Below are 22,397 nucleotides of genomic sequence, written 5' to 3'. Positions count from 1 at the left end.
GTATAAGTTCTATTACATAGTCATTGATGGGGCGAAATTAACGTTTTTCTCTATCTGAGATTGTTCTCCAACACTGACTACGCATTTTCAATAATTAATTAAATGCGGGAATTCGCATCCAAAGTGAAGTGTGCACAATTTCAAATTTCTGACACAACACCAGTGCAACCAGTGCATCAAACATGCACGTAATCTGCGTACAAGAAGTTGTGCAATATCTAGGCGGACTTAATGCCGCCGCTATGCATGAATTTGTCCCCTGTGGGGTGAGATGGCGTTCCACTTTTGAATTTCGACACATACCTTAGGACGGGTAAACCCTTCGAAACTACCTTGAGGACGTTTTAAATGAATCCACACGCTATTGACGTGCATGCCCACTATTGGACTGATGACTACCTAGATCTCATTAAAGATCTGGGAAAAACCGACACCGATACTCAACGTGGCCAGGGTGCAGGCGGCGGACCGGAACTCTCAGCACGGCTTGACTTGATGGATCGCACTGGTGTGCAAGTTCAAGTTCTCTCCACTTCACCGCAAATGCCCTATGGTTCTAATGCAATAAAGGCTGTCGCTGCTGCCCAGTTTGTCAATGACCAATACGCTGCAGTGGTCGCGGCACATCCAACAAGATTTCGAGCGTTCGCTTCGTTGCCGCTTCCGCATATTGAACAATCACTAGATGAGTTGGATCGAGCTCTCTCTCTTCCTGGTTTTGTTGGTGTTGCGACAACTACTACTGTGCAGGGAATTCCATTCACGGATGAGAAATTTTCTCCAATCTGGGCTGAACTCAATCGGCGAGGCACGGTCCTATACGTTCATCCAGCAGGTGAGTCTGTTCAATCACTTTTGATCAAGGATGCGCCCATGACATGGATGGTTGGAGCCCCCGTGGAAGACACCGTTTCGATAGTAGACATGATTATTAATGGCATACCTTCGCTCTACCCCAATATCAAAATTATTAACTCTCACTTAGGTGGTGCATTACCTATGTTGATGCAACGACTCGATAATCAGTACCAGTGGGAAGCACCATCAACGCCATATCGCCCAAGCCTCGAAGCAAAGAAAATGTGGTACGACACTGTGGGGCATGGGCATGTACCTGCACTCCAAGCTGCTGACGCTACGTTTGGATCGTCTCGTCTGCTTTTCGGTACTGATTTTCCTTATGAATCTGGACCAATTTTTAAACGAGCTGTTGATTACGTTCAAGAATCTGGACTGGATGAGGTTACGGTCGAAGAAATATATCGCGGTAATGCAGAGAAAGTTTTTGATCCGAAGGATTGGAATCTGTAGAAGCAGTATCGGCTTGAATCGCCGCCTAGAGAAATTGATTTCTCTAGGCGGCGAATCCTTTACGCATTGTTTAGCCTAGACATCCACATTCTGGCTTCGCCGGATGACTACTTATTTTCAACACGTCATTGCTGATGTAACGGATGAACTGAGGGCGTTAATTACTCGCAATAGAGGACCGGACAACTTCTCACTTACTCCGGCATGGAATCTGTACCCTCTGTCATTTTGATCTTGATTGCTTGAAAATATAGAGTGCAATCCATACGGCAGCGATTATGCAGCTTACGACCCAAATAATCCACCCCACATCGGGCTGTCCACTGATGTCTGAATCGGAAGAAGTGGCGATGGCCGATTGAAAAGTCATGCCATACAAAGACTCATTAGTGCCAAGACCGAATCGTGGGGAGTTGGCACAATTTGTGATCGAAATCATTGCACTGTACGAAATTGATGAGATGGTCATGACAAGGACAGCATCCTTAATTTGTAGATTGTTCAGAAGGTTGTGACTTGCCAAGACCAATAATTCCCGCCCAAACCGGTTCAGCGAAGATTGCAACTAACACGAGTGCTCTCCTAAATCCCAATTTCACTGAAATACGTGCCGCAGAAATCCACATCACAGTGAGATAAGCGATGGAGACTAAAATATCTATCCAATTAATCAAACCAAAAACGGGATTTTGGGTTACATAGTCACCGTAAAAATATCCGATCACAAAAGGATATGACCAAGCAATGATGGGAATGAGAATCCAAGCAGTGGACATTCCTGCGCACTTGAACATGTTCCATTCAAACCAAATGGGAATCCAAGCTGACCAACGCGGTCTTTCAAATTTTGCAAAAAAGAACATGTAAGCAATAACCGTAAAAACAAAAATGCCGATGGCAATGATGGATGCAACAACGAGCAGAATTGCAATAAATAGTGCTGTGTCTTCAGGAATTCCGGTGAAATTTTCCATGATATTTTGTCCCCACAGTATTTTGAAATAGTGATTTAAAAACTACATTTACTATCTAGCGCCAAAAAGAGCTTGTGGCCTAACGGTTACAAAAGAATTGCTGGAACCTTGTTGGCTAACGTATTCTCAGACAATTCGATTTGAATAATCCGTAATGTATATGCGCACATTCCAAAGAAGTCATGTGCAGGGAGCTCCTTCACATACGTGCTGAGTGATCTAAATGACGTGGAATATTTACGTCCAAAAATATGGAAATGTAAGCCCTCGTGCTGCCAAGGATGATAAACCTCATCCACTTTGACTTGGGCGTGCAAAAGTAATCAGAGAATCATTACCCCAAGAAATTAGTGTTATCTTTGCCCAACTTCACTATTGGGCGAGACATAGCCTCCGCAATGCCAAAATATGCATCAATTAATGAGGGTGTGAAGGGTAAAGCTATCCTCTTAAAAATGATGTTCATGCATCAATAAATGTTTTGCACAGCATGGAATTTAGCGGCGGTTTTGCAACAATCTAAATGCAAATAATCCACTACCAAGTATGAAAAATACAAATGCGAAAATTATCAATGTGACATTGATTTTCGCGCCTGTATTTGCAAGGGACGAGGAAGAAGCTGCTGCAGATACGAGTGGATCGCTGGTAGGTGTTACTGACGGTGTTGATCCTGAACCGTTGGGGGTTTGGCTAGGAGTCGGAGTCGGAGTCGGAGTTGGCATTATTGCGTCAGAGAATGCAACGAAAGCATTTATCCCACCCGTAAAATTCCCGTGATACATAGCAATGACATTTCCAGAATTATCTACTGCTAACTCAGGGTTGAATGCATAATCTTGAGTGTTTGAATTCAGAGTGATTTCGCTTTGCCAGCTGCCGCCAGCAGGCATTGACGCAACTTTGGCAGTCGACTTGTAGTTCACATCATAAGCAATCCACACAGCTGTCCTGTTCCCAAAAGAGTCCATCACAATCTGTGGTGTAGAAAGCCCTACAGAGTTCAACGTTGATACATTGACTGGGGTTTCCCAACTTCCCGCAAATGGGCGGTAGGAGGATTTGATAATAGAGCCACCACTCCACGAGGTCCAGATAATTGATGCATTACCATTTGCATCGATATAAAGCTGAAGTTCAGCTACCGGGTCTGTAGTAACTGTCACAGTTGATGACCAACTTCCGAAAGTGGTCGAGACAGACGATTGTAAGGCGGCTTGGTAACTCGGGTTTGACCATAACCATATAGCAGTAACATTGCCGCTTGCGTCGACTCCAAGTCCGGGTTGTTCCACTCCTTGGGGTGAACTAGCTAGAACTGTTGGAGTAGCCCAGTTCCCGTTTAACGTTGTTGAGGATGCCATCACTGAGCCTCCGCCAAACGTTCCGTATGTAATCCAGATGGCTGTCGTATTGCCTGTCGCATCTGTAACAATTCTGGGGCTTCCAGATTCTTGGCCCAGAGTGGATAAATTAGTTGGAGTGGTCCACGATCCGCCAGCTGGTTTATTGGCCGTTTGAACTATATTGTTACTGCCATTCCACCGTGCCCAGATGGCTACTGCATTCCCGTTAGTGTCAAGTGCACCTTGAATATACGAGGTTCCCGGGGCAGAAGTTGTAAGGGAAACTGGACTTGTCCATGTGCTGCCGGCGGTCTTAGACGCGGTAACTACCGAACTTGCACCGCCAAGTGTATTTGCCGAACGCCACATTACAAGGGTATCGCCTGTCGAATTCACTGAAATTGAGGGCTGGTCTGCATACACTCCTGCGTTTGACAGAGTATCTGGTGCCGACCAGGAACCGCCTGGGGGGCGAGTTGATGTCATGACGAGATTTGTTGAACCATCAGACTGTATCCACGCTGCTGTGGCATTGCCGTAACCGTCAAAAGCTACGACAGGTGAGTCGGCAATTTGAGTCGACTGAGCGAGTATCGATCCAGGAACGCTCCACACTGCACTTGTCGCCATAGCAGCCTGCATTCCCGCAAGGCTCAAAAATAATGATAGAAGCACTACAGAAACAGTGTTACGTAGAGTTTGCTTTGTGGTCTGAACTCCATATTTGCGCATGAATGCTGTTTCTATTAGTTGAGAAGTTGGGTAAGGATCGACTTCCCTTGTTAAGGCTGTAGCCCCAGGGCTACAGTTTGGATCGACTAACTCTAATTGTAACTATTCTTTGTACAGAGCCTTTCCTGAATAGATGCTGGGAAGTGCTCGAATAGTGGAGGCTTTCTAGTGTCACAAGTTGGCGAGAATAAACCGGTAAGGGTTTTAGTAGTTGATGATGATCCACTTGTCTTGCAAGGAGTGCTGTTGCTTGCCGCATGCAAGCCTTGGCTTGAAATAATTGAATCTGCCGTAAGTGCGGAGGAAGCACTGAGAGTCATTATTTCTCAGCAGCCAGATATTGTTCTTGCCGATGTTCGTTTAGGTAACCGTTCAGGTCTTCATCTGGCCGCAGCGGTCCGATCAAGATTTCCAAATATTGAGGTTGTACTCATGACAGCTTCAGAGTCTCGAGAGATGTACGAGGCAGCTAATGGTCTTGATGTGAGGCTTATCTCAAAACTTGATGTGACAGAGTTTATCGATTCCCTTAAAGGTCAATTCCCGGCACAAATAATTAGTGATTTTTCACATCTCTCACAACGTGAAATTCAGGTTGGAAAGCTAGTTTCGCGGGGAATGACTAACACCGAAATTGCGGAATATTTAGGCGTTGGGATTGAGACAGTAAAAACTTACGTTTCACGAGCGATGAAGAAACTTGAAGCAGAATCACGCGTTGAACTGGCTTTAGTGATGCTGAAGGATCGTGAAGTTTCAAACTAGTTATTAACGTGTACCAGGAATTTCTCATCTCGTGGCAATGTCATCTCAATAATAAATTCTTTGACGTTTCTAGGATCTTCAGTTTGGTGGACCTGAAAATATCCGCCCTGTAAGTGTGCGTATTCGCGAAGATTTTGTAACCCCATTTTAATTCTCTTGTGGTCTTGTTTATGTGAATCTGAAACCTGGTTTTTCACACGGGCCGTAATGATGAAATCATCCACAATATATTTCGCCACGATAACCGTGCCTTTTGGCGAATATTTGAACGCGTTAGTAAACGCCTCATGGAGAAAGTAAGCGAAGTTGTCCTCATCTTCTTCAGAAATTTCTTCAGGACGTTCATATTCAATGGTGAAGCCTAAAACTGCCGCATTTTTGTTGGCAAGATCTAAGATTTCACGAATTGCGAATTGAGGAAATGACGAGTTGTTTGGTACTGGCTTGGAGAGTTGTTCCAACATTTTTGCTAAAGAATTCATTGCTGCTCGTGAACTTTCACGAATTGACTCGATAGCTGCTAGTACATTTTGTTGAGGCCCCCCAGACTTGTTCTTAACTTCATGTTCTAGGACTTCAGCGTGCAAAGAAATCACAGCGATTTTGCTACTCACTTCATCATGTAACGTTCGCGCAATACACATTCGTGAATTTTGTTGATTTGTTTGCGCTTCGAGTTGTTCATATCGAATCAGGCGGATACGAGTCGCCACCAATTGGTGATCAATTCGTGCAGCAATATCTAGCCAGATTCCGCCAAGTGAACCGAGAGTAAATGCTAAAACTGTCGCGGTAAGTATCGCAAACATAGACCCGGGAGTCAGATCAAAAAAATGAAATTGATGAACAAAAAATAGTCCACAGATGAGTGCAATGAATCCCATTATTGCCACCGGAAGTAAACGCCATCTTTGGCCACGCATACCCAACAACGCCAACAAGAATGCAACAGCGGGCGCCAGAGCAGGATTGAGGAAGCTAAACCCGATAAGGGCTGTCGTGGAAATGAGTGAAAACTTGTTCAGGGCATAAAGCGAAAAGGATGCTGCAATCCCACAGCCAATAATGATTAGTCCAGGAAAAATCTCCTCGTTTCCTGAAACAGCCAGTGCCGGAAAGATACCGCACAAGTTAATAAGCACGCTACAGGTAACGGCGAGGGTTATTCCTGTGTATGAGAGAAAGAAGGTTCTTACCCGTGAGAGATAAGTAACAGGAATGATGTCTTTGTCAAACATCTGAATTAAGTCATTAGGTAGCTGGGGAGGCATACCGGCTAAATCCTCGTTGAGGTTACTTTTCTGCATCAAAATATCTCTCCAACAACTCGTATATTTATTTCAAGTGTATGGATTTAGTCATCTCGAATCGATCGTTGCGTGGCCCAGGGGCTACATCTACTGGTGCGATTCATATCTAGAAACTACTTTTCAATTACGACGTTTCCTGCCGGAGTTCAATGCGGCAAGGCAAGAATAAGAATTGAGGGACAATGTCCGAAAAAAGTAGAAATATTCAGCCAGGGACGACTGCTTCCTCGCCAGAATTTAGAATCACAATCACTGAAGGCGGACCCTACGTTGTCAACGGTGCACCCAAGCTTTCACAACAGACAATCAAGCAAGATCCAGAGGGAAATTCTTGGAACTATGTTGAGGGTAAAGTGTTTGACTGCGACGAGGGTGCTCACCTGTGTCGCTGTGGACATTCTGGCAATGCACCATTTTGTGACGGTACGCATCAGACTCTTCCTGCTGGGGTATTGGAAGAAACAGCAAGTTTTGAGCCGTTAATTCAACACTCTGAACTTATATCTGGCCCCACTAAGTCTTTATTGGATAACGAAAAATATTGCGCTTATGGAAGATTTTGTGACGCAGGAGAGCGTGTCTGGGGAGAAGTTCAGATTGGGACAGTCGAGCATGATGCATTAGCAACACGAATGGCACATCACTGTCCCGGCGGCCGGTTACTTATTGTGGATAATCAGTCAAAAGAAATCATCGAAGATACTGTCGAACCTGCGCTGGGACTTATTGAAGACCCCAAAATTGGTGCAAGCGGCCCCATTATGGTTCAGGGTGGTATTGAAGTAATTAGTGCAGAAGGAAAATCATACGAAATTCGCACAAGGCAAGCCCTATGTCGATGCGGAAGCTCAAGCAATAAGCCTTTCTGTGATGGCTCTCATGCGTCAGTGAAATATCGCGATGGGATTAACTAGCGAAACAACTTAATTGATGAGTTCGTCAAGTCTGCAAGAATCTCTTCGGGGAACGTGGAAACTTAAGGGATTTTTATCACCTGGTGACGATCATATCGAGGAATTCATCGAGCAAGAGCTGACCTATATGGGGTTGCTCACCTTCACTCACAATGATCGACTCGTTGTTTTGATGGCCAAATATAAAAACTCCAGACAAGATTTTCGAATAATCATCACTGGTAGTGGCAAAACCATACATACAGGGAAAAATTCAGCCCATGTGTTGTGGGATCAGACGTGGATTGGCCGATATAGGTTTAGCTTTATTGAATTTTCTGGTGACAAACTCATTATTTCCCTTATTTCAGCGGATGAAATGCGACCAAATTTGGATGCTTTGTTATCGGTTTGGTCCAAATCTCCAACAACTATCTGAACAAACCGAACTTTCGGATGGTCCACCTTTTGTGTCGGGAATGCAGGCCAGCTGAACGCTCTTAGCGGCAATGGCATTCAGGAGGCAGGGGGGAAACTGTGTTAGCTTGTGCAAATATTTTCTCGCTACCAAATTCTGTGGTGATCGGTTCTTCGGCAGAATTGGACTGTGACTTGCTTTGGTTATTCCATAAGAGGATCACAATATATATTGCTGCTGCAGTAAATGCAGAGGTTGCGAGTGCCCAACGTGGTCCCTCATTTTGTGCAATGAGTGAGACAAGTGGTGCGCCAATTGGTGTACTACCTGCCAACAGGGCAAGGAATATTGCGAGTACTCTCCCTCTGAGTTTGGCCGGGGTGAAGACCTGGATATATCCGTTTGCGGTCGTGAGCAGTGTTACGACACAAAAGCCCATCAAAATGCTGACAGCACCATATTTTTCAACTGTTGGCGATAGGGCCATCCCCAATGAGGAGATCGAAATGCCGAGTGTCGACCACAGCATGACACTGAGCTCAACTTTTTTTCTTCTAGTTGCTAGTAAGGCAGCAATCAAAGAACCGATTGCCATTTCGCTAGATAAAACCCCATAAGTTTCTGAGCCTTTACCGAATGCTAAAGACATCGTGGATGAAAAGATGGGAAAGTTCATGCTGAATGCGCCGACGATGAATGCCAATGCTAGGACAGAAACTAGGTCTTTTCTGCGGAGAACAAAACGAAAACCATCCCAGGTTGATTCTTTTTCACGGGTACGGTTTTGTTGAGTATTTTTTGCCGTTAGGCGAATTGAAAGTAGTACAACGATTACCGCCAGGTATGTAAATGCATTAATTACAAAGACCCAACCCGATGAAAACACTGCGAGCAATAGTCCTGCCAGGGCAGGCCCAACAAGTCTTGCGGCATTAAACGCTGCTGCGTTCATCGCAACACCTTGAGCAATGTCATTTTCAGGAAGTAAATCATTCACGAATGCTTGTCGACTGGGGTTATCAAACGCGCTAACTATGCCAAGAAGTAAGGCAAAAACATACATCGTGTCAACTGTTGCCACACCTTGGATCAGCAACAAACCTAGAATCGCTGCGAGAAGTCCTTGTAGAAGCTGTGTAATCAGCAGAGTGGTTTTTCTAGGAAGTCGATCCGCCACCCAACCAGCTGGCGCTACCAAGATAAACGATGGCGCAAATTGCAACGACATCACTGCACCAACAGTAACCGCATCATTATTACTCAATTGTGTTAAGACAACCCAGCTTTGAGCTGTGCCTTGCATCCAGGAACCAACATTCGAAACAAATGAACCTGCAATCCATGCAGCGAATCTATGGCCTAAACGCCCTGTAAATATCGTCACGTTCTCCTCTAAAGATTGACACTGATTGACAAACAAATTACCTGTCAGCTGTACCAAACAACATGTTTCGTCACCCAGCAGGTGACACGGCATATCCAGCACAATCATCCTGTGCGTTTGGTATGTCTCTGAAAGTGAACCGAAGTAGCAGAGTAAGATGTACCATATATGGTGACGAAGGGTTTTTGGTATGTCGCTTGGGTTACGGCTTCGACAGTCGCGTGTGAAGGCTGGGCTTTCTGGTGCTCAACTTGCTGTTCTTGGTGCCACTTCTCGCTCGGCTATTGCAGAGATTGAGGCCCAGAAGCGTCGGATTTCTGCCGATAAGTTTCAGAACTTGCTCCTGAAGACCAGGAGTCAGTTTGTTATTCTCCCCACGGCTGTGACGACACCGGCTGAGGCTGCGTTCGATATTGCAAAGTTGCTCGCCGCGGGTGATGAACGTTCTGCGTATCGGGCTGTCCTGTCGCTTTCTGATGGGTTGCGCTCGTTAGATCCAGCGATTCGCATTGCTGTCAGTGTAGAGGAGCCCGTGTTGACTGGGTCAACACTTTATGACGCAGCTATTGCCGGCGCCGTTGAAGAGGCATTGTTCGGCCTTCCCAAACCAGGGTGGCTAGATCAGCCAGCGCGGATTACCCCTGAGAAAGAGTTACTCACCGATAGTGTTATCAAGTTTTACCCTGATGATGATGAACTTGCTCAAGGTTTCTTGAAACACAATGTCTTGTTAGATGTTGGCTCGTTGGAGAGCGTATGAGTTTGGCTATGAACAAAAATGAAATCTTTGAGGCACTCACTGAGGTATCACATGCACTGGGGCGTTCTTCTGTAAAGGGACGCATCAATGTTGTAGGCGGTGTAGCACTTATTCTCATGGGCTTTGAAAGGGCATCAACAACGGATGTAGATGCAGTGTTACTTCCCGAACGTGCGGTCGTTGCAGCAAGTGAAGCTGCTGGAGCTCTATTGAGGTTGCCGACAGGATGGCTTAATTCTCAGGCTCAGCAATTCATTCCTGAGGGATATGGTGAGCCGGTTATTTGGTCGTTGGCACTGGAATTTGAAAATCTAGAGGTGTATGTTCCACAACCTGAAGTTCTGCTTTTCATGAAGCTCCGTGCGTGCAGGGGTAAAGATGTCGACGATATTCGCCAGCTCACTTCTCATCTTCGAATTACTACTATCGATGAATGTGAAGAGATCATCAATAAATATCGGCCAGGAGAAGATCTCAGCTCCAAGGCAGTGAGAATGTTGGATGCAATTTTGGAACAGTCTTCACAGAGCTCAAACCATGAATTCTTCAAACCACCCTTCCCTTACCCGCCACGGCCCAACATCCCTGAAACACCTTCTGGTCCTTCACTAGGTATGTAATTCCCCAGCCCAACAAATTAGCGTTACTGCCGCAAAGTGTGGGTTATGCCGATATTGGGGTGGGGGTTTTCTGTCGCGGCGTGTTGTAAATCTTCCACGTTGTGTGTTGGTGCATGGATGAGTGCTTGGGCTGCGATGTCATGGTGGCGCTGTTTTGTGGTGGAGGTGGTGATGTTCTTCCCCAGGGCTGTGTTGCTAGTGATGTTGTAGAGATCTCGGTAGCAGGTGACAGTGATGGCTCGACGTCGCCATGCTTCTTCTTCTCCAGGGAGGATGGGGCCTAGTTCTTCAAGCCAGGGTTCACCGGTTTCGATGGCTGTGTCGAGTAGTTGTTCTGCGCGGAGTTGGATTGCTCGGGTGCGGTCGTCTATGGCGTGTGTGATGTCGGGGTCGTCCAGGTGGGGTGGTGGTTCGATCAGGCCTGCAATGTTTGTTTGGTTGTGTGTTTCAGGAATGTTTTCGAAGTGTTTGGCTAGGCGGTAGTGGAGGACGGCCAGGACGTCTCGGGCGTCGTGGGTGCTTCTGGAGTTCAGCAATGTAGTGATGGTTTCTGGGATGTTGGCACCAGTGTTTTCTAGGCGGCGAAGGTTGGCGAGGACGGGGCCGAGGTAGGGGGATTCATGTGTGGGGTTGAGTAGTCCTAGTTCGGTCAGTAGTGGAGCGTAATACTCTTCGAGTACGGCTCCGATGAGGGTGTGGTATTCGGCTACGAGCTGTCCGATGTTTCCTAGGCGATGTTCTTCCAGCGCAGTGATGGCGTGTGCTGCTTTGTTGGATCCTTGTGTGGTGATGACGGTTTCTAGGATTTCACGCCAGGTTTTTCTCATACTGGTGGAGGATTTATCGCCGTAGGTGTCGTCTTCATCAATGATGATGTAGGCGGTGTTGGAGTGTTTGCCACGGGTCATACCGACGTAGAGCGTTTCTCGTGTAGTGGACGAGTCGATGAGGGCATGTGCGGTGGTGACGGTGCGGCCTTGTGCTCGGTGTGCGGTGGTGGCGTAGGCCAGTTGGATGGAGCTTTTGGCGTATTCGGCAGGCAGTATGACGTGTTCGGCGCCGTTGGCGGCGTGAATGTCACCGTCTGCGGTGATGGCGGTGATGGTGAATTCGTCGTTGTTTTTTACCCACCTGTCGAAGTTGGTGCGCAGGTAGCGGTTGTTTTCTCGTGTAACGATGCGGTCACCGATGGAGGCGACACCGGTTGAGATGACGGCTTCGGTACTGGCATCAACGACGCCTTGTTCGATACGCCATTTTCTGGCCTTCTGGTTGAGAGCATCCACCATGTCGTTATTTGAGGCGATCAGTAGTGATGTCTGCACGGTGCCATCTGGTGCAAGCTGGGATTCGTCACTCTTCCATGCCTGAATAATCTCCTCAAGGATGGTTTCACTTAGTCCTGAATGGATACGGCCGTGTTCGTGGTAGGTGTCGATGGCGTCTGTTTTGCCCAGGCGTAACGCGATGGAGGCGTCTTTTTCCCAGTCGTTACTGAAGCGGTGCAGGCTGGTTAGTTCTGCCACATCGGGGCGGGAGGTTGCAAGTAGTCCGAAAGCGCCACCGGCATCTACTGCTGATAATTGTGCCCAGTCACCGACTAAGAGCAGTTTTGCCCCGGCGGCTTGTGTTTGTTCCCGGAGGGCATCTAATGCGAGAGTTCCGGCGATGGAGGCTTCATCGACGATGAGCAGATCACCGGAGGCAAGCTGGTAGCTGAAACCGTGTTTGTCGATGGTGTTTCGACTGGTTTCATATAACCATTTCGCGGTGTTTTCTGTGCGGATACCAAGCGTGGTTGCTAGCACGTCGGCGGCTTTAGCGGTCGGGGCGAGTCCACGCACACTTCCGTATCCATGTTCTGCCTCCCAGAGTTCACGAAGTTTTTCTAGGCTGGTTGTTTTTCCTGCCCCGGCAGGGCCGACCAGGACATCGACGTGCCTGCCGGAGGTGATGATGTTGCGTACAGCTTCTGCTTGATCGGATGAGAGGGTGCGGTTCTCACTCGTGGTGGGGGCATGAAGAAGTGTGGCAATGACTTCTTCAGAGACCTTCACTGAATTACGGTCTTCACCGGCGATCAGCAGTCTTTCTTCTGCATCCCACACTTCGGTGGTGGTGTAAAGCTGGCGTGAGCGGGGGGCGAACATATCCTCACCGGTGTGTGTACGGAACTTAGCAGGCGTATGCCTTGTAGAAGCCGGCGTGAGTTTGACAGCTGCGGTAAGTACGTCGCCAACGATGCAGGCTGTAGTTTGGTTACGATCTTCAGCGCTTCGAAAACGCCAATGAGTCGTTGCACGAAGTACGAACGCTTCAGCATTGGTGCGGCTAAATGTTGACCGGGTAGTGCCTAATTGTTTCAGTACTAATGTGACGACATCGTTGGTGTTGTGTTGGGTGATGTCGTCGTGACGGAACAACCACAGGTTGTAGGTTTCTAGCAGTTTCAAACCGGTGTTGTGGATGCGGTCAGCGAAGTTGAAGGTGTCACCGACGATGGGTGTTGCCCGGTTGCGCCAGTTCGTGGTGAGGTCTTTCAGGGAGCGAATGTTTTTGTGGGCACGGGTGCGGATGGTCGCTGCTTGACGTATTTTGATCAGCGCTGCCGCATCAGGGGCATGTCCGTATTTGCGGGTGTAGTTGGCAATGATGGTCTCGGTGCGTCTCTTGATTTGTCCTGCCCGGGAAGAAAACTCAGTATTGAGCTTGGCCGGGACACCACTGATCTGCCAATGAACGTTGCCTGATTTCACATTCCCTGTCTCCAGCGAGAATTGATATGCCGTCGCGGAGGAATCTGTGAGCTGGTTTGCTTCACACCAGGCGGCATATTGTGAAGGGTTATTGATGACCTCATCGGTTGTCCAGGTGATACCAAACCGGGCAGAGAGTTCATCCATGAGTACCGAGTCATAAAATGCTCCGACAGTGGCCACAGCTGGGGAGAGTGACCAGCGTGAATCGATGGTGCGCCATTTATTATCGAGGCCTTGAACACGGTTTGAGATCAGCATGTGGGTGTGTAGTTGAGGGTCACCGTCACGGGAATCCCAATGGTCAAACAAGGCAGCCGAGATTCCGTGAATATGTTCTTGTGCGACACCGGCACTGCCGGTGCGGGTGCGAATAATTTCTGTTTCAAGTTTGTTGATCGTGGCATTGATCGCAGCATGATGTGCTTGCCGAATAGCGTCTTTCATGTCGGGGTCAGCCATCGCCCACCAAGACGATACTGATTTAGGTGGCGAGAACACACACTCAAACCCGGCCACTGACTGCTTCACAGGTTTATCAAGCTCTTCACCAGTAATACGGGCCTCAAGCTCGGCCTGCTCTTCCAGCGAAGCTTCCTGGAAACTTTCGACTTCAAGCCTCGCTTTGATGCGCTCATCTAAGGTTGCTGCAATAACGAAACTTTTCCCTAACGTTTCACCTGTTAGAGGGTGGGAACCTTCCCCGAACAAGTTACGTAGCTGGTCTTCTTCCACCGCATCCATCCCGGCAAGACCCAACGCGGCTAAGCCCGCACCTGCCCACACCCCGGGAGGTGTCCCACAAGCCATGTAGTACGCCGCTTTACCGGAGATCCGTTCGGCACCTGTCTCCAGGTTCACCGATTTCATCAAATACTTCCATGCATCTCTACTTGCACCGATTAGTTTCATCGTCATCATCAGTTGCGTGCTCCCTTCGAGCCGTTCAATGAAATAGCAGTCCTGTGTGCTGTAACCCTGCATCGCGTGGAGCAGAACTGTGCCCGCACTGTCCGATGCGAATACACATCGCCACACACCCGGCAACGCCTCGCTACCAGAGCAGATGCTTCAACCCATGCCTTACGCCGGCAGGAAGCACAGCAATACAGGTGTCCCTCACGCCTGGGAATAAACACCTGCGCACAACCAGACCGGCCACACACATTCAGTACCGAGTCAGACATGCGTGCAAAGCGCACCCGCTCAACCTCAGCAACTACACGGCGACAAGAGGATGAGCAATACTTTCGCTGCCTAGAGGGTGAGAGAAACACCTGCCCGCACCCTGCTCGCTGACAGCTAATCTCCCACCCACCTCCACCATCTAACGGTGATGCAGGATGCCCCACAGTCAACTTTTGACGGATCTTGGCCTCAAAAACGGCCTGCGCATGACTCTTTACCATGCCCTACGAAGCACCCCATCGCGCAACTGTATGTAACGCAACTGTCAACGCAATTTCCTCTAGTGCCAATGTGTAGGTCAAAGTTCCGAAGATTGAGGAGCTTCGGCTGCGGTGTTGATGTGCTGTGTTCAGGCTGTTGGCGGTGTGGTTTGTGGAGAGAATGGGCCAAACTTACGCGGAGAGCTTTTCCTCCAGCCGCCGCCACAGTCTCTGAATCTATTTCGCATTTCTGTGCTGAAAAATTCAGCACAGAAGGAATCGAAGAATGCGCAGATAGCTTCTTCTAATACAAAACCGTCAGCACTAAAAGGACGGTGTGTAACATCTATATCACGAGGTTCATCGAAGGGGTGCTGAATGGTTACAGAGGTAGCTGCTCAAGATTTCAAGGTCGCATATGACGGACCAGCTTTGCAAAACCATGAAATGAATGCCAAAGATTTGGCCACCGCCGTGTTAGCACTTGCAGACGCAATTCAATATGCCCAACTAATCACTGAGGTTGGCTCTTCACCTGTTGATTTGAAGATCAAAGCCTTCAAAGAGGGGTCATTTGATATTTGGCTGACCCTCACAGAAACCTGGGATGCGGTCAATTCGATTTATAAATCGGATTATGTTCAAACCAGTAAAGGGCTTACCGAAATCATTTCTTCGGTTTTCGCTGCTGTTCTTGTTGTTAAACAGATAAGCGGACGCAAGTTCAAACGCACTGACAAAGTGGACTCTGAAGGAATCGTCGAAATAGTCTTTTCCAATGGCACACAAATGAGCATCCCGAGTAACGTGTTCCTGCTCGTCACCCATCAAGGATTTAGGAAATCACTTAAAGGCTTTGTTTCGCCGTTGAACTCCGAAGGAGTCACCGTAATCAAAGCCACATTTGATCAAGAAGAACAGCCGCTGCAAATTTTCGAGAATGATGTGGCGGCCTTTGAGATTCCATTGCAGCCGGAGGAAATGCTTACGACTTCAACTTCTGAACGAATACTCAAAATAGTTAGTGTTGAATTTGATTTCCGAAAGTGGCGTTTCTCTGACGGACAAACTACCTTTTTCGCTGCGGTTGAAGATGAATCCTTCAAACAACGTATTGAAGATAATGCATCGGTCTTTGGTATCAGCGATTCTGTAAGGGTACTTTTGCGAAGTGAACAAATCATCGACTCTAACGGCAATCTCAAAATGAACCATGTGATCGTTAAAGTTCTTGAACACTATCGAAGCGGACGGCAACTTTCCTTTGATTTCGAAGAATAAGATTCGCCAGTTCACTTGATTCAGTAATTCACGCTGATGCGGAGTAAAAACTAGAACAAACTGCGCAAGTCCCTCGTTCAATCGGTATGAGCCAGTCACTTGTCATGCAATGCCCGTTCTGTTTCCATACCCAACCATCGGGTTTGCCGTCGTGCAATAACTGTCAGTTGGATTTGAGCACCGGCTATCAGCCAACCTCTATATCGTTACTTCCTTCGACAATGTCTAATGAACTAATGCCAAGGTCGTCAAAGAAGAGCGTGAAAGCGTCAGAGAAGGCAACTGGTCGATTCTTCAAACAGGTAACGCAGCGAGAACACACAAGACAGGTGTCCGATGATGCTGTCGCCAAACCTGTCGGTGACGCGGCATCTGTCGCCATGTCCGCTGTCGTGTCCGGTGTCATGTCCGGACACGACAGCGACAATAGGACAGATATGGCCGACACTCTCGAAATCCCTGTCCGGACAGCAGACGCGACGGGGGCGACACGTGACGCGACAACAACTCTCATGGCGCGACACGACAGCGACAGTAACGACAAGCCAGGCGACAGAAGTGCGACAGGACATGGCGACATCGGACACGACATCGGACACGACATCGGAGACGTGTCCGGACAAGGTAGCGACAAGAGTCGGTCACGTGGCGTGTCAGGGGCGACAGCAAAAGATGCTGTCCGGACAGAGACTTTGCACCATGTCGCTGGTGGTGGCGTGAGTGTCGTCGATGACCGGACAGTGGTGCCGTCTTCGTCTTGGATGTTGGTTGTCGCGGGCAAAGAATATGTGCTGCCTGGTGCTCGTGTCGTTGTTGGCCGTCGGCCATCGGCAGATGATGGTTCGTTGACTTTGCGCATTGATGATCCGACACGGACAATCTCACGTGTACATGCACTGTTGACTAATGAAGGAGATGACTGGTTTGTGGAAGATCTTCATTCCGGTAACGGCGTGAGTGTGATTACTGTTCGTGGTGGAGAACGCAAGATTGTGCCTGGAGATCGTGTTCTGGCAAGTGAGGAAATGATGTTTGGTGATCAACTCGTCGAGCTCAAACGGTTGTCGTTCTAGAAATTCCTGGTCAATTACCGGCACACCAATTCACCCTTGACAGGTTATTCGCCTCGTCCTGCACTCCCGAAGTGGCAACTTCTACCTGGTTGTCGCAAGTAGAGAAATATCTGTGGGCAATCACAGCGCGTAAGCGGTGTGTGCGACAGCTATCTAGCGTCGCAGTTAGGTTGTTAGCTGAGTTGAACTCAGGCTTAGCCAAGCGAACTAAACCGTTATCTGAACAACGTTCCAAATACCGTTCCAACGAACTGTAAGAACGAACTCAGAATTAGCTTGCCAGGAGATGCGTTTGGTGATCCAGGAATACTTTCGGAGTCCACTTGATCCAACTTTTTGTTGTTGAATTCTTGTTCATGCTTCAGTACTAAGTCTTCCAACGAAGTGTTAAACTTGTTTATCCAAGTGTTTTCGCCGTTTTGATCATTCATCGACAATTCCCTCCAAAATATCTAAAAGTGTAAGTGACCCCTGGGGGCATAGACCAGCCAAGAACACCCACCAGCTTGGTAGTTGAGTCTTGAATTTTTCGAAATGGAACCGAGATTCAGGAGGCAGTGTGAAGCGCTTATCGGGCTAAACCAGTTACAGAAGTATCCGTGGAAAACTAGATCACTTATGCAAAACAGTTCGTAACACGCAATGGCGGTGAAAATGTCAAGAACGATTTTGGAGCGAATCATGTGGCACACGCCAAAATTACGTCCCCCGTTCGTACCTAGCCGTTAGCAACTTAATTGCTACCTTGCCCAAATTCCTAGATTTAAACATTTCATGGTAATCAATTTAGAAATTAGTTAGTTTGATATTTTTTAGAGGAGCGTGTTTTTTTGATTGAGAGAAAAAGTACTAAGGAGACTATTCCGTAGAGCATATTTCCAAGGGGCACAATATAAATATTTGTTGCGTGTGAACCGGAGGTGTCCTTGAATCCAAATAAATTAATGAATCCAGGAATATTTATTTCAGTAAGTGAACTAAAGGATATGACTGCTAGAAACAAATAAATAATAAATAACGCACAGTAGGCAGAAATTAACACTCCGAAACTATCGACTACCGAACGCATCTGATTGTGTATCCCCTCGTCGTGTCAACTGATGGCCACATATTCATGCCTCGGCAATAATTAAACCACCAGACAACTACTCCGATTCCAATTACAGCTGCAATTGCAATCGCGATTCCAGCTATTGCGAAAATAACAGGGTCTGCTACTACAGGGTACGCAATGCCCTGAGCTGTTGAGTGTTCGATAACTTGGGTGAGGCTAGTGCCGTCTGTTTCATAATGTGTTGGAATATTCTGCCCATTAGCATCGGTTGCCCAAGGTGTTGCAACAGCTAGTTTGAGTGAACCGTCTGCCGCGTAGAGAATGGCGGATCCATCTTCTTGAATTTGGAAGTAATCCCCTGGAGCTGTCTCTACTTCATAGGTGTAGCGTTCTGGCGCTGACGAGTTAGCGATGGTGGTGAGCATTTGAACACCTCCCTCTGTGGGGATAACAGTGTTGGCGCTTGCCTCTTGTGAGGAGTAAATGACTTGCCCGTCACTGTTCTTCACGCCTTTAGCGGCATCGTTAGCGTTGGGAAGATGAATAGTGAGATCAAGGCCTGTACCTGTGAGGTCAACACCGGACGTGAGGTCTTTCGGTACTTCCACCGTTACGTTACCAGTTGTAGAGACCGCAGCCTCTGAAGAAGTAGTTACGGACGGTAGCGCATCTTGAACAAGAGATCCTGCTTTATCTAATGCAGAAGACACTTCGCTTGTAGTTAACACATCATCAGTGTTTGTTTCAGCATGTGCAGGAATGGCAGTAAATGCTGAAACTGCACACAATATTGCAGTAGCTAGGGCTGTTTGATGCAGAAATTTCTGCTTGAAAACCAACATGTGTAGAACCTTTCGCTCAGAGTTACCTATGGGAAGAGCACTTACATGTGAAAGGTTATTACCGGAAATTTCGGTAAATCCAGTACTTGTCACCTATACGGGGACAATTGAAGAAGTAATACCTATTTAGATAATTACGCAAAAACCACGTTTTTGTCCGCCGCACAGGTTAAGAATATGAACACTACTTTCTGGTTCCGAATATTTGAACTTGTTTTCGGCGATTTGCGAGAAATCGCGTTGACAATCCTTGGAGGAGTTTTACTTAAACTCATCTGCAAATGGTTGAAAATTTAGATAAAAATAGGCTCTTCTGACACAATCAAGGACCATGACGGAAGAGCCTATTTCTCTATTTACTGACAGCTATCACAGTGCAGCATGTCCATCGGATCCTGGGGCACTGCATAACCGCCAACCATTTCGACAGGCATAGCTGAAGGCATCTGCTGTTGGGGCAGTTGCTGGTTCATCGGAATATTCATCATTCACCTCCTCAGATTGATGTATTCGGATGTATCTTCATGCGCACTTAGTTGCTATCTCTAGCTGATTCGCTTGCACGAGAGCGATGAGAGAGTCTGGCTCCACTGTCGTATAGATCTGTGTTGTAGAGATTGACTTATGTCCAAGTAGTTCCTGTACTGCTCTGATGTCATGTGTTGCTTTGTACGCGTTAGATCCCGCTCTATGTCTTAGCGAATGAGTATTAAAGCCGCCAGTAGTCGAGCGAACCCATTTATAGTATGGGTATCCCCGCCAAATCTCCCCGGAAAGTAATACGACCTCTGACCTTGAATTTTCTCTAGATTTATCAGTAAATCGACTGTTATTTCATCCAGAGGCAGATGACGCTCATCACCATTTTTTCCCGTTACTAATAGATAGTTTCCAAACCGATTCCGAGGGTGTGCGGTAGCAATCTCTACTCGGCGAAGCCCAATGACTCCCCCAAGACTCAAAATGGCTCGTTCATGTAAAGTTGCCGATCTGAAGGCGTCGAGTAGAGATTTTTCCCCAATTCGTCGTGGCACTGTACGCGGAATGCGAACAGAACTTAGCAAAAGACTTGGGTCGCTCTCAATAAAGTTCCGATTGAACGCCCACTGATAAAAAATTCTGTATGTAGTCCGTTGTCTCTTGTTGTACTCAGGAGCCCAGATTTCAGTCTTCGACGCTAACCAGTTCTCTAAATCTTCAGAGGTCACGGTTGTTAGGTCTTCAAATCGCTCCTGGAGTCTTCGAATGTCTCCGATTCGTTGAGTTATTGTTCCAGGTCGGTTGTTTCTTGCTTGAAGATATTTTTCAAATTTGTTAAGCAGCAATGGTTATCCAATCATTCGGGTAGAAACACATTCGTGCCCAATTGATTGACATAACTAACCCGTGTGGCCTACTGGCCACAGTGCACGTTTTGTATTCCTGAACACGTCGAGATTGGTGATGAGGCAACTTAACCCAGAGGTCGCAGGTTCAAATCCTGTCCCCGCAACAAAAAGAGAAAGCCCTTCCGGTTTCGGAAGGGCTTTCTTGTATTACTGGGCGAGTATCGTGTATTACTGGGCGAGTATCGTGGGAGTGTGACCAGACGCCACTACACCCTCAACGAAGACCTCCAACTCGCCCTTCAGCTTGCTGATGCTGCAGATGAGATTTCTCGCGCCAGGTTCCTGGCGATGGATCTTGAGGTGAGCACTAAGCCAGATAAGACCCCTGTAACGGATGCTGACCGTGCCGTGGAGCGCGCAATCATTGACATCCTCAGCCGCGAGCGCGGTGAAGACTTCATGCTGGGCGAAGAATTCGGTGAGCAGGCAGGTTCACTCTCTGAACACCCCACCGGAACAGCAGACCACCCTCACCGTCAGTGGATCATTGACCCCATCGATGGCACATCCAATTTCTTGCGCGGCGTTCCAGTATGGGCGACCTTGATTTCTCTCGCCATTGACGGTGTTCCCGTCATTGGCGTGGTCAGCGCACCTGCGCTGGGTAAGCGTTGGTGGGGTTCTAAAGGCAACGGTGCGTGGGTTGACGAGTCACGGGACCCATTAGCCACTGTTCTTATCCCTGAGGAGCTCACAGAGTATCTCGAGAAGCCCATGGTGGCCGTGGCAGAACCACGAAAACTAGAAGTTTCTGGCGTTAAGGAGCTCGCTGATGCCAGCATCAGCTACAACTCCATTCAACAGTGGGATCAGGCAGGCTACCTCGATGAGCTGGTGAGCCTCAGCCGCAAGGTGTGGCGCACCCGTGCCTATGGCGACATGTGGTCCTACATGATGGTTGCCGAAGGCATCCTTGATGTCGCAGGTGAATTCGACCTCAAACCCTATGACATGGCAGCACTGATGCCGATTGTCACCGAGGCAGGTGGAACGTTCACCTCGATTGATGGCCATGCAGACATCTGGCACGGTAGCGCCTTGGCAACCAACGGACTCCTCCACAGCGCTGTACTGGCAGAACTAGCTCGCTAATTTTCCTTCACGCTTTAGTCGAGCTATACGAATCCGCGCAGCATCCTCAGAAGTTGAGGAGGGCCCTAAGAGCGCCCTGAGCATCTTGAGGATTACTCCCGTCATCCACAATGCTGGCCACCACGGTTTCTTCAGCCCCAGAATCTGGCGGTATTCCTCAGGAATACTCGCTACAGCACCGGCAAACATGATCCGGTAGAACGTCATCATGCTGCGGCGCAGTGGGGGACTTTTCAGGAACTCGATTGTTTCTTCTACCCGCTCATCGTGCTTGAGAATGCCCTCGGTATTGAAGGTGTGCAGGGCAGCAACGAGTTCAGCTTCCGAGCGTGGCGGATTAGCTACACCCACCAGCTCCCCGGCAATAGACCACTCTCTGACGTATTGATCAGCACCACCGGGGATGGGTTCTCCCCACGCCTGATGGCATCCCAGGAAAGCATCGGTGAAGACAACATGAACCCAGTAGAGAAGTTCAGGGTCTCCGGCCGAATAGGTTTGTTCATTGCCCTGAGCATCGATATAGGTTCCACGAACGCGGTCGTGGAACTTGGATACCCTGGCTGATTCTTTTCTTGCGAGTTCCGTGTCACCAAAGGTGACCGTGATGAGCCACTGGATGGTGCCGGCAAGGCGGCCCAGTGGGTCTTCTTTATAGCGAGACCAGTCATGCACGCCAGCCATCGCCCCTGGATGCAGGGTTTGCATAAGCAGTGCACGAATACCAGCAACCATGGTGGGCATGCCACCATGAACTGTCCACGAAGCAGAGCCTGGGCCAAAGAAACCGATATCTTCGCCGGCTTCAATGTTTTTCACCCAGTAGGGTGTGCCTGCTGTATCTCCTGAGAAGGTTTCCAGCAGGTGTGAGCGGATGCTCTCACTAAATCGACTCATGCCTCAAGCTTGGAGTTACTGTCGAGCTTGTGCCAGGTGCGGTTGTGATAGACCAGCGGGTGGGCACTACTGGCATCAAGTTCACTGCTGCCTTCAGCAGGGGTCTTTGCCTC

Annotated in this window: 17 protein-coding genes; 9 read left to right on the top strand and 8 right to left on the bottom strand. The window is 48.1% G+C overall.

Annotation, left to right across the window (positions count from 1 at the left end; all coding sequences use genetic code 11):
* Positions 1–348: 348 nt before the first annotated feature.
* Complete coding sequence (locus M2120_RS00085) at positions 349–1,311, top strand: amidohydrolase family protein (protein ID WP_280796703.1); 963 nt, start codon at positions 349–351, stop codon at positions 1,309–1,311.
* A 485-nt stretch (positions 1,312–1,796) separates the two neighbouring features.
* Here the strand turns inward: M2120_RS00085 and M2120_RS00080 are convergent, their stop codons facing one another.
* On the bottom strand, positions 1,797–2,285 hold the full coding sequence (locus M2120_RS00080) for a hypothetical protein (RefSeq protein WP_280796702.1): 489 nt from the start codon (positions 2,283–2,285) through the stop codon (positions 1,797–1,799).
* A gap of 497 nt (positions 2,286–2,782) precedes the next feature.
* Positions 2,783–4,306: a hypothetical protein gene (locus M2120_RS00075; RefSeq protein ID WP_280796701.1), complete on the bottom strand. Its 1,524-nt coding sequence runs from the start codon at positions 4,304–4,306 to the stop codon at positions 2,783–2,785.
* 225 nt (positions 4,307–4,531) lie between these two features.
* Here M2120_RS00075 and M2120_RS00070 point away from each other — a divergent pair, with 225 nt between their 5' ends.
* Positions 4,532–5,128: a response regulator transcription factor gene (locus tag M2120_RS00070; RefSeq protein ID WP_280796700.1), complete on the top strand. Its 597-nt coding sequence runs from the start codon at positions 4,532–4,534 to the stop codon at positions 5,126–5,128.
* Here the strand turns inward: M2120_RS00070 and M2120_RS00065 are convergent.
* Positions 5,125–6,435, bottom strand: coding sequence for a histidine kinase (locus M2120_RS00065; protein ID WP_280796699.1), 1,311 nt, complete (start codon positions 6,433–6,435; stop codon positions 5,125–5,127). The two genes, M2120_RS00070 and M2120_RS00065, sit on opposite strands and share 4 nt — an antisense overlap.
* A 185-nt stretch (positions 6,436–6,620) precedes the next feature.
* Here M2120_RS00065 and M2120_RS00060 point away from each other — a divergent pair, with 185 nt between their 5' ends.
* Together M2120_RS00060 and M2120_RS00055 are read left to right on the top strand one after the other, a co-directional pair.
* The gene (locus M2120_RS00060; RefSeq protein WP_280796698.1) at positions 6,621–7,352 is read left to right on the top strand and encodes a CDGSH iron-sulfur domain-containing protein; all 732 of its coding nucleotides are present in this window, start codon (positions 6,621–6,623) and stop codon (positions 7,350–7,352) included.
* Between the two features lie 16 nt (positions 7,353–7,368).
* Positions 7,369–7,770, top strand: a complete 402-nt coding sequence (locus tag M2120_RS00055; RefSeq protein WP_280796697.1) for a hypothetical protein — start codon at positions 7,369–7,371, stop codon at positions 7,768–7,770.
* 61 nt (positions 7,771–7,831) lie between these two features.
* Here M2120_RS00055 and M2120_RS00050 read toward each other — a convergent pair whose 3' ends face one another.
* The gene (locus M2120_RS00050) at positions 7,832–9,241 is read right to left on the bottom strand and encodes an MFS transporter (RefSeq protein WP_280796696.1); all 1,410 of its coding nucleotides are present in this window, start codon (positions 9,239–9,241) and stop codon (positions 7,832–7,834) included.
* A gap of 82 nt (positions 9,242–9,323) precedes the next feature.
* On the opposite strand from M2120_RS00050, the gene M2120_RS00045 reads away from it, so the two are divergent.
* Positions 9,324–9,893: a helix-turn-helix domain-containing protein gene (locus M2120_RS00045; protein WP_280796695.1), complete on the top strand. Its 570-nt coding sequence runs from the start codon at positions 9,324–9,326 to the stop codon at positions 9,891–9,893.
* An 8-nt stretch (positions 9,894–9,901) separates the two neighbouring features.
* Positions 9,902–10,513, top strand: a complete 612-nt coding sequence (locus M2120_RS00040) for a DUF6036 family nucleotidyltransferase (protein WP_280796693.1) — start codon at positions 9,902–9,904, stop codon at positions 10,511–10,513.
* 23 nt (positions 10,514–10,536) lie between these two features.
* Here the strand turns inward: M2120_RS00040 and mobF are convergent, their stop codons facing one another.
* The gene (gene mobF, locus M2120_RS00035) at positions 10,537–14,187 is read right to left on the bottom strand and encodes a MobF family relaxase (RefSeq protein ID WP_280796692.1); all 3,651 of its coding nucleotides are present in this window, start codon (positions 14,185–14,187) and stop codon (positions 10,537–10,539) included.
* A gap of 848 nt (positions 14,188–15,035) precedes the next feature.
* Here mobF and M2120_RS00030 point away from each other — a divergent pair.
* Positions 15,036–15,938: a hypothetical protein gene (locus M2120_RS00030; protein WP_280796690.1), complete on the top strand. Its 903-nt coding sequence runs from the start codon at positions 15,036–15,038 to the stop codon at positions 15,936–15,938.
* 221 nt (positions 15,939–16,159) lie between these two features.
* The gene (locus M2120_RS00025) at positions 16,160–17,011 is read left to right on the top strand and encodes an FHA domain-containing protein (protein ID WP_280796689.1); all 852 of its coding nucleotides are present in this window, start codon (positions 16,160–16,162) and stop codon (positions 17,009–17,011) included.
* A 1,056-nt stretch (positions 17,012–18,067) separates the two neighbouring features.
* Here the strand turns inward: M2120_RS00025 and M2120_RS00020 are convergent.
* Both M2120_RS00020 and M2120_RS00015 read right to left on the bottom strand, forming a co-directional pair.
* The gene (locus M2120_RS00020) at positions 18,068–18,907 is read right to left on the bottom strand and encodes a hypothetical protein (protein WP_280796688.1); all 840 of its coding nucleotides are present in this window, start codon (positions 18,905–18,907) and stop codon (positions 18,068–18,070) included.
* Positions 18,908–19,429: 522 nt separating this feature from the next.
* Positions 19,430–19,672: a tyrosine-type recombinase/integrase gene (locus tag M2120_RS00015; RefSeq protein ID WP_280798130.1), complete on the bottom strand. Its 243-nt coding sequence runs from the start codon at positions 19,670–19,672 to the stop codon at positions 19,430–19,432.
* 815 nt (positions 19,673–20,487) lie between these two features.
* Here M2120_RS00015 and M2120_RS00010 point away from each other — a divergent pair.
* Entirely contained in the window at positions 20,488–21,387 is a 900-nt protein-coding gene (locus M2120_RS00010; RefSeq protein WP_280796687.1) for an inositol monophosphatase family protein, read from the top strand.
* Here M2120_RS00010 and M2120_RS00005 read toward each other — a convergent pair.
* Complete coding sequence (locus M2120_RS00005) at positions 21,376–22,284, bottom strand: oxygenase MpaB family protein (protein WP_280796686.1); 909 nt, start codon at positions 22,282–22,284, stop codon at positions 21,376–21,378. The genes M2120_RS00010 and M2120_RS00005 overlap by 12 nt on opposite strands.
* Positions 22,285–22,397: the final 113 nt, after the last annotated feature.

Origin of the sequence: Aurantimicrobium minutum, assembly GCF_029893825.1 — a bacterium.
Taxonomy (GTDB): domain Bacteria; phylum Actinomycetota; class Actinomycetes; order Actinomycetales; family Microbacteriaceae; genus Aurantimicrobium; species Aurantimicrobium minutum_C.
This window is presented reverse-complemented; position numbering and strand designations above follow the sequence as displayed.

Coding starts and splice junctions, on each gene's coding strand:
- M2120_RS00085 (WP_280796703.1), top strand. CDS start 349: ATGAATCCACACGCTATTGACGTGCATGCCCACTATTGGACTGATGAC.
- M2120_RS00080 (WP_280796702.1), bottom strand. CDS start 2,285: ATGGAAAATTTCACCGGAATTCCTGAAGACACAGCACTATTTATTGCA.
- M2120_RS00065 (WP_280796699.1), bottom strand. CDS start 6,435: ATGCAGAAAAGTAACCTCAACGAGGATTTAGCCGGTATGCCTCCCCAG.
- M2120_RS00060 (WP_280796698.1), top strand. CDS start 6,621: ATGTCCGAAAAAAGTAGAAATATTCAGCCAGGGACGACTGCTTCCTCG.
- M2120_RS00055 (WP_280796697.1), top strand. CDS start 7,369: ATGAGTTCGTCAAGTCTGCAAGAATCTCTTCGGGGAACGTGGAAACTT.
- M2120_RS00050 (WP_280796696.1), bottom strand. CDS start 9,241: ATGATTGTGCTGGATATGCCGTGTCACCTGCTGGGTGACGAAACATGT.
- M2120_RS00045 (WP_280796695.1), top strand. CDS start 9,324: ATGTCGCTTGGGTTACGGCTTCGACAGTCGCGTGTGAAGGCTGGGCTT.
- M2120_RS00040 (WP_280796693.1), top strand. CDS start 9,902: ATGAACAAAAATGAAATCTTTGAGGCACTCACTGAGGTATCACATGCA.
- mobF (WP_280796692.1), bottom strand. CDS start 14,187: ATGACGATGAAACTAATCGGTGCAAGTAGAGATGCATGGAAGTATTTG.
- M2120_RS00030 (WP_280796690.1), top strand. CDS start 15,036: ATGGTTACAGAGGTAGCTGCTCAAGATTTCAAGGTCGCATATGACGGA.
- M2120_RS00025 (WP_280796689.1), top strand. CDS start 16,160: ATGTCTAATGAACTAATGCCAAGGTCGTCAAAGAAGAGCGTGAAAGCG.
- M2120_RS00020 (WP_280796688.1), bottom strand. CDS start 18,907: ATGTTGGTTTTCAAGCAGAAATTTCTGCATCAAACAGCCCTAGCTACT.
- M2120_RS00005 (WP_280796686.1), bottom strand. CDS start 22,284: ATGAGTCGATTTAGTGAGAGCATCCGCTCACACCTGCTGGAAACCTTC.